Raw genomic sequence first — 12,499 nt, 5'->3', positions numbered from 1 at the left:
TTTTTTAAAAAACGCACATATCAGGCTATTTTTGGAAAATAAAGTAAATCCGGACAGACTACCAGAAACACATCCATTGAACGGGTGAAATTATGCAATACCCACATAAGCAGCCGGAATTAGCAAGATATGCCGAAATATCGGATAATACCATAGATAACGATTCTTTACCCCCAGAAAGAAAGCATAACACCAATGAGCGTTTTCTTCGCGCGGACACCCTGGAATCATGACATCGGGGTAGCTGTCCCTGAATGAAATCAGTACGAGAGAGAAGAGCCCCCCCACATCCTCGCAACCCTTTTTTCAGATACCAGACATACCTTTCATTAAAGGCCGGGAGCGGCCACCGATACCCATGAACGAACATACACTAATTCATATCACACAGGGCAGTCTGCGGCACATGAACCCGGTGACAGACAACGCCATCCTTGAAGCAGGACGGGCTGCAGGCATCGGAAAAGAGAGCCTCATCATCGATGCCGGGGCCGGCAACGGGACGGCACTCATCCTGCTTGCAGAGGCATACGGCTGTGCCGGATATGGCATCGACATCCGGGGAGGACGCCTGCCGGACAGCCACGGCTGCTGCTGCCGATGCAAATCTCTCAGATCGTCTGGAGTTTGCCTGCGGCGATGCGGCGACAGCCCTTCTCCCGGAGGGTGCAGACCTTGTCATCGCCCTTGGATCCGTTGACTGCTGGGGGGGCGGGCCTGATGAGGCCATCCGTGGATGTGCAGAACTGGCCGGAGAAAATGGCTCCTTCCTCTTCGGTGACCGGGTCTGGGAGGGGTCACGCACCCCCCCCTGAGTTTGCCCGTGAATGGCCGGAGGTGCGCACCCTTTACGAACTGATCTCCGCCGGGCGTGAGGCAGGTTTCGTGCCAACGTGGCTGTGGCATGCAACACCGGCAGACTGGGACGGTTACGAGTCCGGCATCTGGACCCACACGGCTGCATGGCTGCGGGAACACCCCCCCGACGCCCCCCCGGAATCAGCGGAACTGTCCGGATATCTTGAGGCCATACAGGACGAATACATCCTCTTCGGACGGGAGGCTGTCGGCTGGACGATGATCCTCTTTCGTCCCATCTGAAAATACCGATACATAAACAACAAAACAGGAATACAACTATGAACCGATACGCATTTGTCACCACCATCCCCCCCACCCGTACCGGGGGGCCCTTCAGCGTGGTGTTGCCATCATCACCGAGCATAACGGCAATATCAACCGGGTCCACTTTGACCGCGGTATCGACCCCCCCACACCGCCTTCTTTGAAGTGACCGCCACCCCCCGATGAGTACGAGAGTATCCGCCGGGGGGGACTGGCAGAGATCGGCTATCTGCAGACAACCCTTGAGACCTTTGCGTCCCTGAAGATTCACATCCATCTGCCACATGAATCAGGAGCGCTCAATGAATTTCTGACAATGACCACCGGTGCCGGGGGGGCACAGATCACATCCATCACCTTTGATGACGCGGGCATTCACCCGGACCGGGTCACCATCAGCATGAGCGTCCGCGAGAGTGACCCCGCCGAAGAGCTTCTCGATGCACTCAAATCACGCTACCCGATCGAGGTGCTGGAGTTTGACAGCACCGGGGGGGAGAGCCTCGATGACACGGTATTCTACCTGCGCTTCGCCCAGAAGATGCGCAGCCTCATCGATACCAAAGACGACGACTTTCTTTTGCAGTTCCTCGGTGAGATCAATCACATCGCACAGGACCTGACCGCACGGGGGGGCGAAGACCCAAAAGCGGTGTTCCGGAATGTGCTGGAGGCGGGCGAATACATCGCGGCCACCTGCGGAGACGGGTTCTATGCGGATGTACAGATACTGAGCCTCTCGGAAGAGGTGACCCTCTATGCCATCCAGCTCCCCGGCGGTGGAAACATCTACCTTTTCCAGACCCTGGACGGGTTTGAGATGCTGGACACGGGCTATGCCGTCTATCACCAGGACGTGATGCAACTCTTTGCCACATACAATCTGCCGGTCGCGGAAGGGCTGACCCGGATCATCACCTCCCACGGGGGGGATGCGGATCACTGTGGAGCGGGCGGTTTCTTTGATGTGCCCGCCTGATGCACCCGGCAACACGGGAGATCATCCGGACCGGTAACCGTGCATGGGGGGGATCCCGGAGTGAGGATCAGGTGATCGAGGAGATCTATACCACGATGATCGCCCTCTACTCCCGGTGGAACCCCCCGAAAGAAGAGAATATCCATCTCATCAGACCGGAAACCGAAGAGAGACGCTCCATCTTCCCCCCCGTGGTATGCCGTCTGATCATCGGTGATCTCGCTTCGAGGTGCTGGAGACACCCGGCGGCCACCAGGTGGGCGAACTCGTGCTCTACTGCCCGGAGAAAGGATACCTCTTCACCGCAGACAGTCTCATGAACTTTAAGAGTCTTACCGATGAACGACGGCGCTACAACTCCTATGCGGACTACCTCGTCACATCCGTGAACGTGGATTCTGAGCTGGCACGAACCGAACGCCATGCCCTCTCCGGGCTGGCAGAGGAGTTTACCGAGGAGACGCACCGGACCTGCACGATCTTTGGCGGGCACGGGGGGGCGGTTTCGGAATACCGGGACGGCAGGCTCGTGGTCACCGGCACGGTCGAACACTACACCCATGCCGGAGGCAGGGAAGTTCCAGAGGAGAAGCCCTGATGCGCACCGTCGCCTCTCCGGAGACGGAGATTCGCCGTATCGCAGCGGTGATGGAGGCGGCACAGACAAAGGGAGAACTGGGAGCATGTCTTGCCCATGAGGTGAAACGGTTCGGCCACTATGACCTCATGGTCATCGGTGCACGGGTCAGACAGGAGGTTGATATCCTGCCCCTGCCCTACCGCGAGGCGTTCCGCCCGTATGCGGAGAAATGGTTCTTTGGGCGGTATCATGACCTCCTGAAATGCGACCGGATGGGAGCGTGGACACGAATGCGGGATCCCATTACGGATCGTGAAACATTTGTGAACTACTGCCGGATGATCCCGGACGCCTGCCTCCGGAACGAACCGGAAGCACCCTATCCCGGAGATAATGCGGCAATGGTGCCGTTTTACCTGCTTTTTTATTATCTGCTCTCCGCGTTTGCGATGTATGTCTGCGATGAACCCGGCCACCCTGAGGGAACACCGTTTCCCGGCGGGTTCACAGTGCACCAAAAGAATGGTCAGTATTACTGTGCCATCCGGGACAAGGAAGAGGAGATCTGGCACTCGATATGCAACTTCTGCCCGGCCCTGCAGGACCCTGACAACCTCTGACCACAGAAAAAACTGCGGGTCCGAAACAGCTCATCCGGCAGATCATGTGGTTTGGATGGGACAGTCATTCAGGCAGGCACTGTCCCGTTCAGAATGGATGACAGACCGGCAGAGAGCCAGGTGCTTGCCGCAGCACCGGTGCCGTCAAGGATAAACTGAATGGCGATGGCAATCAGAAGAAGGCCCATGATACGCGTCATGATCTCCAGCCGTTTTTGCCCAGGCGCTGCCGAATGGGATCGGAGAAGAGGAGGACAACTCCCGTGATCACGGTTCCCACCAGCATCAGCAGATGGAAGAAGATCAGGCCGCCAAAATCGGTCACGATATCGGAGTAGAGAATCACCGTTGTCATTGTTCCCGGTCCGACGATGAGAGGCACACCCAAGGGGGGGACGATGATTTCCCCGAGATGCCGACCGGCCTCGTCGAAATCATAGGAAAACCCATCATCCTCTTCATCCCCCCCAACATCCGGGATCACCGTTTTTTCCAGTGTCATCCGCAGACCGTAGACGATGATCACGAGGCCCCCCCCTGCGATCTGGAAGGCAGGCAGGGATATCGAGAATATCTGCAGGATGAAGCGGCCCGCAAAATATGATATGACGAGCATCACAAAGACGGCAACGGAGAGCGTGACCGCAAGGCCCCCCCGGCGCAGTTTCGGGGGGGAGAACTGCTTTGTTTCCGCAAGGAATACCGGGATCTTATTCAGGGGGGGGTTGAGCATGGCCATCAGGGCAAAAAAGAAGGTAATATAGAGATCAGCTGCGATTGTTCATCCACTCCGGGGTCTGAACGTTGAGTATTTTCGGCAGGGTATATATCTGTCGTGATCCGCACCGGCCGCCCAACATACGGGGGTGCGGAAACTATAACACCTACCCGAATATATCTAAGGCTGGTAATATACATGTCAGGAGAAGACTTCTTTAAACTGGCAACCGATGAACTGGACAGTCTCATCAATGCCAATACCATCATGGGCGATGCCATCGATGCAGGGGACAAGGTCATCATCCCCCCCATTGCCTCATTCGGGTTCGGATTCGGCGGTGGAATGATGAAAGGGAGCGGGAAAGATGCAACGAAGGGCGAAGGCAGCGGCGAAGGGGGGGCCGGAGCCGGAGCCGGGGGGGGTGGCGTCTCCCCGGTGGCACTCATCATCCTGCACAAGAAACTGACGGGAATCGAAAGCGTGCAGGTGATCTCGCTCAAGAAACACACCGCCATATCGGAGGCCATTGCCACCATCGGTGAGAACGTCCTGCCACAGGTGACCGAGACCCTGAAGGCGATGACAAAAAAGAGCGAACCGGAAACACCCGTGGTGCCCGAAGGCCCGGCTGAAGTGCCGGAAGAGACAAAGACCGCATAACCGGGACATTCCCCATCCTTCTTTTTATGATATACGGGATTCTTCTCATTGCAGCGGTGCTTGTCATCGTATTCATTGCAGCCCTGCTGATCATTCTCTGGGCGGTGCCGGTGAACCTGAGCGGCCGGGCCGAACTCTGCCAGAACAGACCGACACTCCTCTTCGGATTCTGTGCAGAGTGGGGAATCGTCTCTTTGCATGCACGTGTCCCGGATGAGTCCACCGTTGAAGTATCCCTTTTCGGACGGACATTCACACGGGTTTTGCCCGAGACCGTTCCAACAGAACCCCCCCGGAGGAAGAGGAGAAAGAAGAGGAAGGGAAACCGGCACCCGATATCATCGGCATCGCGGATGCGGTGCTGCCGCAGGTCGGCCCGATTTTGCACCAAATTGCAATCGACCACCTGCGGGCCACCCTCAGGTTCGGGCTGGGTGATGCCGCCCTGACCGGGGGGGAAGTCTTTGGCTTTCTGATGGCCATACGCGGCATGCTGATGGCGACCGGAGGAAAAGTATCCCTTGCCGCCCAGGCCGAATTTGATGAACACGTGATCGAAGGTGAGGCAGAAGGAGCCATACGGATTGCTCACCCCCCCTCTCGCTTGTTCCGCCGGTGATCCGAATAATCCGTCACCCCCCCGCGGTATGGAAGATGGTGAGAAGCGGATGAAAACAAAAATCGGAATTGACGGCCCCCCCTACACGCAGGCCGGGGGTAACCATCATTCCCGTGTTCCAAAGCCGCTCAACCGTGTTTCCTGGAGGGGGGGCCACGGGAGAAAAAGTTCCCCTCGGTCTTTTGATGCACGCAGGCACCCACCTCTCCATCATCTCGTTCACCGGGTCATATGCATGGTGGGACGAACTGGTGAGCGCCCACCCGGCGCTGCAGACGCTGCACCCGGTCTTCCCGGAGAAATCTCCGGAACGACCAAAAAAATAGGAAAAATATTCTGTTTTACTCAAACCGGAGCGCCTCAATCGGGTTGAGATTTGCCGCCTTCCATGCCGGATACAGGCCGGATATGAGAGTGACAAGAAGCCCGATACCCATCCGTAGGGGGGGATATAGAAGAGCGTCTCCGGATAGAAGAGATAGGACGCGTCCTGCAGCATGACGGAGACGGCGATATATCCGCCTGCAAAGGAGAGGACCCCCCCACCGATACAGGATCCGAGCAGACCCAGGATAAACGCCTCGTAAAGAAACATCCGCATCACCTCCGAACGCTTTGTCCCGATACTCCGGATGATGCCTATCTCCTTGATGCGTTCGGTGACAGACATCATCTGGACATTAAAGATGGAGACGCCCGCGACCAGAAGGGAGATGCCGCCGATGGCGGTTGTGAAGAGAGAGATCTGGTTAAAGGTCTCTACGATCATCTCGAGGATCATACGGGTGTCGTAGACCGTCACCTCATCGTCCCTCCGGTTGAGTGCCCGTTCAATCGCGAGTTTGACCGCGTCGATGTCATTGATGTCACGCACCTTGACGATGACCTGGTCATAGTCGTCCTGGTCGTAAACCGTGGAGTACCACCGGTCGGAGACGATGAGTGCATTGTCCGGGTTGATATCAAAGCCCATGCCCTGCTCCTCAAGAATACCTGTAATGCGCACGGTCTCATTGCCGACCCTCACCCGGCTGCCGGTCTTCAGATCATACTCGTCTGCAAGTGTGGCACCGGCAAGGGCACCACTGGTGCTGCGGGGGGGGACAATGCCATCGGCGATATCGACCATCAGAGGGATCTGCTCAGGCTGATACCATAGAGGGAGACCACAGTCTTATCCGGCCCGATCTCAATCCGGTCCGCACCGGTGTAGATAGGTACCGCGTCATTGGGGGGGCGACCACCCGGACAATTTGCTGGAGCTGCCGATCCGTGATACGGGCATCAGTCGTCACCATATTCTGGCCGGGAGACCCGACGACCGGAATAACGATGACCGAATCACCCACCGTTGAGAGGGAATCCGTGACCGAGAGCGTAAGAGAACTGCAAGAATGCCCATGGAGGAGATCGCAACCACACCGATCACAATGCCTGCTGCCGCGAGAAACGAGCGTAGCCAGTTCAGGCGGATATTGCGTTTGGAGATCTCAAAGAATATCATGCAACCTTCCCGTCCACGATGGTAATGGTACGGCCTGCATAGGCCGCGATGTCGGCATCATGCGTGACCATGATGATAGTCTTGCCCCCCCGGCGGTTCACTTCCAGAAGCATGTCCATGATCAACCGCCCGGTCGCCTGGTCCAGATTCCCCCCCGTCGGTTCATCACAGAGCAGAATTGCGGGGTCATTGATGAGTGCCCGGGCGATGGCCACCCGCTGCTGCTGCCCGCCGGAGAGCTCTTTCGGCTTGTGGGCGAGCATCTGTTCGGTGAGCCCAACCTTCAGCAGAAGATCCCGGGCCCGGGAATTGTTCTTCACCGCCTGCCGGCTCTTGAGAATCATGGGATACTCCACGTTCTCAAGAACGGTTAACAGCGGGATCAGATTGAACTGCTGGAAGATAAATCCGATGCGGTCCCGCCGCAGCTCGGTGAGTTCGTCATCCGAGAGGCTGCGGGTGTCACGGCCATCAATATAGAGATCCCCCTGATGTCGGGACATCCAGACTGCCGATGAGGTTCAGGAGAGTGGATTTGCCGGAACCGGAGGGTCCCATAATGGCGATAAACTCTCCCGGCATCACCGCGATACAGACCCTGTCCAGTGCCACCACATCACCAAAGGGCAGGGAATAGACCTTTGTTGCCTCTTCCAGTCGGATGACCGCATCCTTGGGAAGCGTTTTGGCACAGTCCGGGGGGGTGTTCACTTCTTCTTCCATGAGTAGTAGATGACGCCGGCAACAACCGCCGCACAGATGATAACGATCACAATCCAGACGAGAGGCAGGTCATCATTCGCGACAGGCCTGCTGTTGTCAGGGATTGCAGCGGAGCTGAGCGGTACACCGATCTCGTCCGAGTAGCGGTTGCCATCCTTATCCTTATAGCTCGTGACAAGGGTAATCTCCTTGGTGCCCGATTCAACCGAGAAGGTCGCTTCAAAGCTTGCAAAGTCATCCGGTTCGAGGGCACCGATCACATAGGAGCGATAGGGGGGGTCGACGGGAGTCGCCGGCGATGCGGTGGTAACCACCACTGACTTCGCATCTTCCAGCCCGGCATTGGTGACATCACCGGTGATGATATAGTGATCCCCCCCTTCCGGTTTCACCTGAATGTTGTTGAGCACGGCCTCCGCCTGTTTACGGTCGATGCCGAAGACGACCGGCACCGACGTGGTGATTTCATGATCATTCATCCCGTTCCGGTAATGAACGGTGAACTCCATCGCATCCTCCGTATAGGGCGTGACAGAAAAGGTCGCTTCAGCCGCCTGGTCGGGCGCAAGGATGCCGATGAAGTGCGAAGTCTCGGTCGTCTCATAGCCGTTTGTCTCCGGGGTGATCACAACCCCCCCGTTCACAGTGTTCTCCCGTGGGTTTCCGACCATGATCGTGACGTCCTCCTTTTTCCCGGAGGTAAAGGCATCCGGCTGGTCAGTTACCGAGAGGGAGAGCCCTGAGTTCTCCACTTTGACCGGCACACGGTAACGCAGACTGGAGGCATCCCGCAGGTCAAGGTAGAAGAGCGGGTAGTAGATGCCGTCTGGTGCATCTGCCGTTATCGTAAAGGTGAAATCCAGCTATTGCCCGGACCGATAGACCCGACGGACCCATAGTTCTCATCTCCCTCAACGTCAAGTTCACTGGAATAGAGTTTTGCCCGTGCGATGGCAACAGGCGTTGTGCCGGTGTTCGTCACGGAAACCTTGACGGTGCCACTGTCGCCATACATGAACACCCCGGGGGGGTCAATGACCACATTGGTAACACCAAGCTGACCCTCAACCGTGATTGAGGAATCAGCCGCTGTCACCGGGAGAATACAGCATGCCAGCAAAACAAAAAGGACGGGTATCAGATTTTTGTATTTCATTTGAATCATCCAATATAGGTAAGGGAAAGAATCAGGCAGTAGATGACGACCGGGATGCCGACCGTTATCAGGGCGTCTTTTCCGGAGAGGTTTCGTGCTTCCTGCATACCAAACACCCAGATGTTCGCACTCCATAAAACAAAGAGGATTGATATAACGGTTGCCATCATCATCGAAGGTGTTGACGTGAGCTCCGTTACGACGGCACTGGCCTGCATCGGGTCGGATATTGGCCGTATGTCTGCACCGGAGAGCGAGACGTAGACAATTATCCCGGAGATAATACTCCCGAATACCATCGGCAGGCTGCCGTATCCTACGACCGCAAGGGTGCGCTGGAAATCCCCCCCTTTCCTCCCCCCCGCAGTGCGGAGATGCCATGGAAGACCGCGGCAACGATGATCCAGAAGATAATCGCACCAATGAACGCAAAGACAGCACCGACGCCAGCGATGATCGAACCCAGTCCTTCCATACCTGACGGCATCATTGCCATCGTCACCGAGGACATATACGCGGCAGACAGCGCCCACAATTCCCGAGAGCACTACAATCGCTAACGGCATCTTCAGATCCGGTTTATCTCCCTCAAGGTGGCCGGGAAAAAAGGCCGCCGGCCGAAGTAAAAGATCGGCAATATTCATCATAATACTCATTGATTTTCCTCACAAACTAATATATTCACAGGTTGGGGGTTGTACATTATGAAGCGAATGCAGATGGCAGGGATCGCAGGCATCGGCATATCCATAATCATCTTTCTCACATTTTTCGCCCCCCCATTCTTTCTTGCACTCATCGCTGGCTGCTCCATCGGTGCATTCCACGTATATGCCGCGTTGCAGGCAATACCGGCAACGTACAATGAATAGGAACAGGAGATCACCGATGACGAGATCCTCTTTGTGTACGATGATCTCTGAAACGGGTGCATTACAATTCATTCATCCTCCTCCCCCCCAAATATGAAGAGTTCATCAACGGATGTCCCGAGAGTCCGTGCAACCTGCCAGGCAAGCCTGAGTGATGGATTGTACTTCCCCTTCTCGAGAAAGACGATGGTCTCACGCCGGACGCCAACCGCCTCCGCAAGAGCTGCCTGCGTCATGTTCGTCCGGGCCCGAAATTCCTTCATGCGTGTCTGCACACAACCATCCCCCCCCATTTTTCATCAGTAGACGTCCCCCCCCGCCGGTTGTAATACCACTGGAAGAAGAGGGCGGATCCTATCATCAGAAACATCAGTACGCCAAGGATAGTTGATATCTGCACCTTCAACAGATCCAGCATATCCATCCAGAAGAAGAGAATGACTGCCATGAAGGTGACATACCAGGAGTATGCTGTCCCGTAACTGCCAATTTTCTGTGAGCGTTCATCAACGATCCGTTTGTCCTCTGAGCGTACAAGCCAGAGACCGCCAATGAATGCCATGATAAATCCGCCGGTGATAAGGGAGCCCCCCCTCTTCAGGGATAGCGCCCGAGATAATTCCGAGAAGACCTACCACCACCATCCCCCCCGCACCCAGTACAGTCATGACAAGGAAATAGCGGCGTCCTGCATGGACTTTCACCACAGTCAGGACAATCATCAAAATTCCGAGGACTACCAAGATGGCAAGGGCCTGAGTATCTGCCGTACCTCCTGAGATTAACCAGGCTGCAACGGCAGCCGCGATAGCCAGGAGGCCAAATGCTATGCCCCCCCACCACATTTTTGTCATGTTATTTTTTCATTCATATGAGATCCACCTAACATAATGTTATACTATTCTAACATATTGTTGGATATTACGCACATAAATACCTATCCGGCATCTGATATTACAACAGGGGGGGGAGGGACTTCTATAATTCGGTGAAGACTTCAGATAATTAAAGCAAATATCCAGACACCAACCATGTGACATCCTAATTTCTCCAACAGATCCTAAAAATAAAATGCATACGAGCTGACTTCCAGAATATCTACCATCCTGCGGCCAGCACCACAAGGAACAGAAAAAATGGAAAAAGGAACGTCCGGATTATTTCAGCCCGGCCGCCCGCATCGCAGCAAGGCGGACCACGGACTCAGGGATGCCCTCATAGCGCCTGCCGCCCGAACACTCCCCCCCTCGGATCCGTCACAGCTGCCGCACATCGAACAGGTCTTGGGCACGTAGAGGGGGGGACAATCTTTTCGAAGGGCACTCCATTAAAGGAGAGCTGCATCGGACCGTTTTCTTCTGTGATCGTGCAGGGAATACCTCGCTTTTCCAGCAGAGACCGGATGTCACGGATGACCTCCTGCAATGGGCGGTTGGTATCAGAACAGAGCACAACAGGGGGGGGCATCGGTCCGTCCGGTCGCTGCCAGGTGATGGCAACTCCTGTTGCAGCGGCACCGAAGGTCTCGTCCACCCATGCAAAGACCTCGTCACGCACTTCCCGGAATCCCTCGATGATATCACCGTCATCCCCCACAAATCGTGAGGGGGGGTCAGAGATCGGGTGGTCAATCACCCGGCGGGCAGAAGGCAATACCGGACAGGTGCCCGAGCAGTCGCAGAGCCGGGCAATAGTGTCAAACTGTCGGTCCATGAACTCGGCAAGCGATTTCGGTGCATGCCCTGTCATCGGTATGCCTGCTTCCTCCATCACCCGGACCGTATATTCGCTCATTGATGCACTGGGATAGTTGCCTGCCGAGAAGGCAGCATACCGGTCCCTATAGCGGGCATTCAGATATGCCTCGGCCATCTGTGACCTGCCTGCATTATGATTGCAGACAAAAAGAATCTCCTGTGTCATGATGGTATATCTCCCCCCCATAATTATCGTTGTATTCTATCATCACCATTATCTTTCTCTGCTTCCGCTGGCCCGGCATTCCCAAAGAACGGGTCGATATGCACCATAACATCCACCACCCCCCCTTCCACCTCGGCCTTCATGCGATCGCGGACCCGGTTGCCGATGAGATGGGCCTCACGGACGGTGATCTCCGGGTCGACCACGACATGCAAATCACAAAATATTTCGCCCGGTTTTCCCCCCCGGCAGCGGAAATCATGGTAGCTGTAAACGCCTGCGGTGGTCTGCATAATCACATCAATTCTGTCATAATCCATCGGAGCGGATGCATCGGCAAGCACCTCCAGCGCATTATAGAGGATTTCCATCCCCATCTTTGCGATGAGAACCGCAATCCCAAGTGCGATGATGGCATCGGCGACCGGATACCCCAGACAGACGAAGGCAAACCCGCCCAGAACAGAGAGTGAGACAAGAATGTCGCTTGCGGTGTGCTGTGAATCAGCCAGCAGAAATGAACTGTTCTCTTCTCTGCCCACGCGGCGTTCATAGAGGGTGATGGTGATATTCACCCCGATGGTGACGACCATCACCGCAACGGTGAGCGGCTGTATATCAGGTACCGCTCCGGAGAAGAACCGGCCGAACCCCTCGTATCCGACAACAACCGCGGTGATCAGCAGGAGCGTCCCCCCCACCACCATCGTGCCAATGGTCTCAAACTTGCCGTGGCCGTACTGGTGCCGGGGGGGATCCGGGGGGGGAGCGTCGGCGACGTAGATACTGATGAGGCCCACGATGTTGGAGACGGAATCAAAGAGCGAGTGAACCGCATCAGCCACCATACTCACCGAACCGGCAAGCGCCCCGACGATCCCTTTTGCAAGGGATACGCACAGGTTCAGGAAAAAGGTGAGAATGAGAGTCCTGCGGACACGCGGGTAATTCACAGATAATCAGAATAGTTCTGAATCGGCATCAGATAAGGCTTTCTTACGGTGCAACGCAGAGTTT

General features: G+C 55.8%; 20 protein-coding genes and 3 pseudogenes. 13 read left to right on the top strand and 10 right to left on the bottom strand.

The features are described from left to right. Nucleotides 1–545: 545 nt before the first annotated feature. From JCM10550_RS11515 to JCM10550_RS11500, 7 genes are all read left to right on the top strand, one after another. A complete protein-coding gene (locus tag JCM10550_RS11515) occupies nucleotides 546–815 on the top strand; it encodes a hypothetical protein (RefSeq protein WP_172673876.1) in 270 nt (89 codons plus the stop codon). Then, entirely contained in the window at nucleotides 760–1,101 is a 342-nt protein-coding gene (locus JCM10550_RS11510; protein WP_157200207.1) for a hypothetical protein, read from the top strand. Before JCM10550_RS11515 ends, JCM10550_RS11510 begins: the two co-directional genes overlap by 56 nt. Before the next feature lie 38 nt (nucleotides 1,102–1,139). After that, on the top strand, nucleotides 1,140–1,289 hold the full coding sequence (locus tag JCM10550_RS23130) for a hypothetical protein (RefSeq protein ID WP_245619100.1): 150 nt from the start codon (nucleotides 1,140–1,142) through the stop codon (nucleotides 1,287–1,289). 152 nt (nucleotides 1,290–1,441) lie between these two features. Further along, nucleotides 1,442–2,104, top strand: coding sequence for a hypothetical protein (locus JCM10550_RS23125; protein ID WP_245619098.1), 663 nt, complete (start codon nucleotides 1,442–1,444; stop codon nucleotides 2,102–2,104). After that, nucleotides 2,104–2,424 (top strand): hypothetical protein, encoded by a 321-nt coding sequence (locus JCM10550_RS23120; protein WP_245619096.1) that lies wholly within the window; start codon nucleotides 2,104–2,106, stop codon nucleotides 2,422–2,424. Before JCM10550_RS23125 ends, JCM10550_RS23120 begins: the two co-directional genes overlap by 1 nt. Continuing rightward, a complete protein-coding gene (locus tag JCM10550_RS23115; RefSeq protein ID WP_245619094.1) occupies nucleotides 2,334–2,702 on the top strand; it encodes a hypothetical protein in 369 nt (122 codons plus the stop codon). Before JCM10550_RS23120 ends, JCM10550_RS23115 begins: the two co-directional genes overlap by 91 nt. Beyond that, nucleotides 2,702–3,304, top strand: coding sequence for a DUF2115 domain-containing protein (locus tag JCM10550_RS11500; protein ID WP_062399302.1), 603 nt, complete (start codon nucleotides 2,702–2,704; stop codon nucleotides 3,302–3,304). Before JCM10550_RS23115 ends, JCM10550_RS11500 begins: the two co-directional genes overlap by 1 nt. A gap of 68 nt (nucleotides 3,305–3,372) precedes the next feature. Here JCM10550_RS11500 and JCM10550_RS11495 read toward each other — a convergent pair. Then, nucleotides 3,373–4,037, bottom strand: a pseudogene (locus JCM10550_RS11495) (MarC family protein). A gap of 183 nt (nucleotides 4,038–4,220) precedes the next feature. Here JCM10550_RS11495 and JCM10550_RS11490 point away from each other — a divergent pair. From JCM10550_RS11490 to JCM10550_RS11480, 4 genes are all read left to right on the top strand, one after another. After that, a complete protein-coding gene (locus tag JCM10550_RS11490; RefSeq protein ID WP_062399300.1) occupies nucleotides 4,221–4,685 on the top strand; it encodes a GerW family sporulation protein in 465 nt (154 codons plus the stop codon). Between the two features lie 26 nt (nucleotides 4,686–4,711). Next, nucleotides 4,712–5,134, top strand: a complete 423-nt coding sequence (locus tag JCM10550_RS11485) for a hypothetical protein (RefSeq protein ID WP_062399299.1) — start codon at nucleotides 4,712–4,714, stop codon at nucleotides 5,132–5,134. After that, nucleotides 5,068–5,304 carry a DUF2953 domain-containing protein gene (locus JCM10550_RS18910; protein ID WP_157200205.1) on the top strand — a complete coding sequence of 79 codons (237 nt, stop codon included), beginning with the start codon at nucleotides 5,068–5,070 and terminating at the stop codon, nucleotides 5,302–5,304. The genes JCM10550_RS11485 and JCM10550_RS18910 overlap by 67 nt, the downstream gene beginning before the upstream one ends. A 113-nt stretch (nucleotides 5,305–5,417) precedes the next feature. Beyond that, the gene (locus JCM10550_RS11480) at nucleotides 5,418–5,630 is read left to right on the top strand and encodes a hypothetical protein (protein ID WP_062399297.1); all 213 of its coding nucleotides are present in this window, start codon (nucleotides 5,418–5,420) and stop codon (nucleotides 5,628–5,630) included. Nucleotides 5,631–5,645: 15 nt separating this feature from the next. On the opposite strand, the pseudogene JCM10550_RS11475 reads toward JCM10550_RS11480, so the two are convergent. From JCM10550_RS11475 to JCM10550_RS17320, 5 genes and pseudogenes are all read right to left on the bottom strand, one after another. Then, nucleotides 5,646–6,808 (bottom strand): annotated as a pseudogene (locus JCM10550_RS11475) (ABC transporter permease). Continuing rightward, nucleotides 6,805–7,531 (bottom strand): annotated as a pseudogene (locus tag JCM10550_RS11470) (ABC transporter ATP-binding protein). Before JCM10550_RS11470 ends, JCM10550_RS11475 begins: the two co-directional pseudogenes overlap by 4 nt. Next, entirely contained in the window at nucleotides 7,516–8,283 is a 768-nt protein-coding gene (locus JCM10550_RS11465) for a hypothetical protein (RefSeq protein WP_157200204.1), read from the bottom strand. Before JCM10550_RS11465 ends, JCM10550_RS11470 begins: the two are co-directional and overlap by 16 nt. A gap of 89 nt (nucleotides 8,284–8,372) precedes the next feature. Then, the gene (locus tag JCM10550_RS11460; protein ID WP_157200203.1) at nucleotides 8,373–8,687 is read right to left on the bottom strand and encodes a hypothetical protein; all 315 of its coding nucleotides are present in this window, start codon (nucleotides 8,685–8,687) and stop codon (nucleotides 8,373–8,375) included. Nucleotides 8,688–8,692: 5 nt separating this feature from the next. Further along, nucleotides 8,693–9,334: a Yip1 family protein gene (locus tag JCM10550_RS17320; RefSeq protein WP_172673875.1), complete on the bottom strand. Its 642-nt coding sequence runs from the start codon at nucleotides 9,332–9,334 to the stop codon at nucleotides 8,693–8,695. A gap of 57 nt (nucleotides 9,335–9,391) precedes the next feature. Here JCM10550_RS17320 and JCM10550_RS18905 point away from each other — a divergent pair, with 57 nt between their 5' ends. Further along, on the top strand, nucleotides 9,392–9,559 hold the full coding sequence (locus tag JCM10550_RS18905; protein ID WP_157200202.1) for a hypothetical protein: 168 nt from the start codon (nucleotides 9,392–9,394) through the stop codon (nucleotides 9,557–9,559). A 68-nt stretch (nucleotides 9,560–9,627) separates the two neighbouring features. Here JCM10550_RS18905 and JCM10550_RS11445 read toward each other — a convergent pair whose 3' ends face one another. Together JCM10550_RS11445 and JCM10550_RS11440 are read right to left on the bottom strand one after the other, a co-directional pair. Continuing rightward, entirely contained in the window at nucleotides 9,628–9,834 is a 207-nt protein-coding gene (locus JCM10550_RS11445; RefSeq protein WP_062399279.1) for a helix-turn-helix transcriptional regulator, read from the bottom strand. After that, nucleotides 9,819–10,121 carry a hypothetical protein gene (locus tag JCM10550_RS11440; protein ID WP_062399277.1) on the bottom strand — a complete coding sequence of 101 codons (303 nt, stop codon included), beginning with the start codon at nucleotides 10,119–10,121 and terminating at the stop codon, nucleotides 9,819–9,821. Before JCM10550_RS11440 ends, JCM10550_RS11445 begins: the two co-directional genes overlap by 16 nt. Here JCM10550_RS11440 and JCM10550_RS11435 point away from each other — a divergent pair. Beyond that, a complete protein-coding gene (locus JCM10550_RS11435; protein WP_218185194.1) occupies nucleotides 10,111–10,338 on the top strand; it encodes a hypothetical protein in 228 nt (75 codons plus the stop codon). The two genes, JCM10550_RS11440 and JCM10550_RS11435, sit on opposite strands and share 11 nt — an antisense overlap. A gap of 436 nt (nucleotides 10,339–10,774) precedes the next feature. Here the strand turns inward: JCM10550_RS11435 and JCM10550_RS11430 are convergent, their stop codons facing one another. Further along, nucleotides 10,775–11,482, bottom strand: a complete 708-nt coding sequence (locus JCM10550_RS11430; protein WP_172673874.1) for an arsenate reductase ArsC — start codon at nucleotides 11,480–11,482, stop codon at nucleotides 10,775–10,777. Between the two features lie 23 nt (nucleotides 11,483–11,505). After that, entirely contained in the window at nucleotides 11,506–12,435 is a 930-nt protein-coding gene (locus JCM10550_RS11425; protein WP_083475473.1) for a cation diffusion facilitator family transporter, read from the bottom strand. Nucleotides 12,436–12,499: the final 64 nt, after the last annotated feature.

This window comes from Methanogenium cariaci JCM 10550, assembly GCF_001315945.1.
Classification (GTDB): domain Archaea; phylum Halobacteriota; class Methanomicrobia; order Methanomicrobiales; family Methanomicrobiaceae; genus Methanogenium; species Methanogenium cariaci.
The sequence above is the reverse complement of the archived record's forward strand: the minus strand, read 5'-3'. Positions and strand labels throughout refer to the sequence as shown.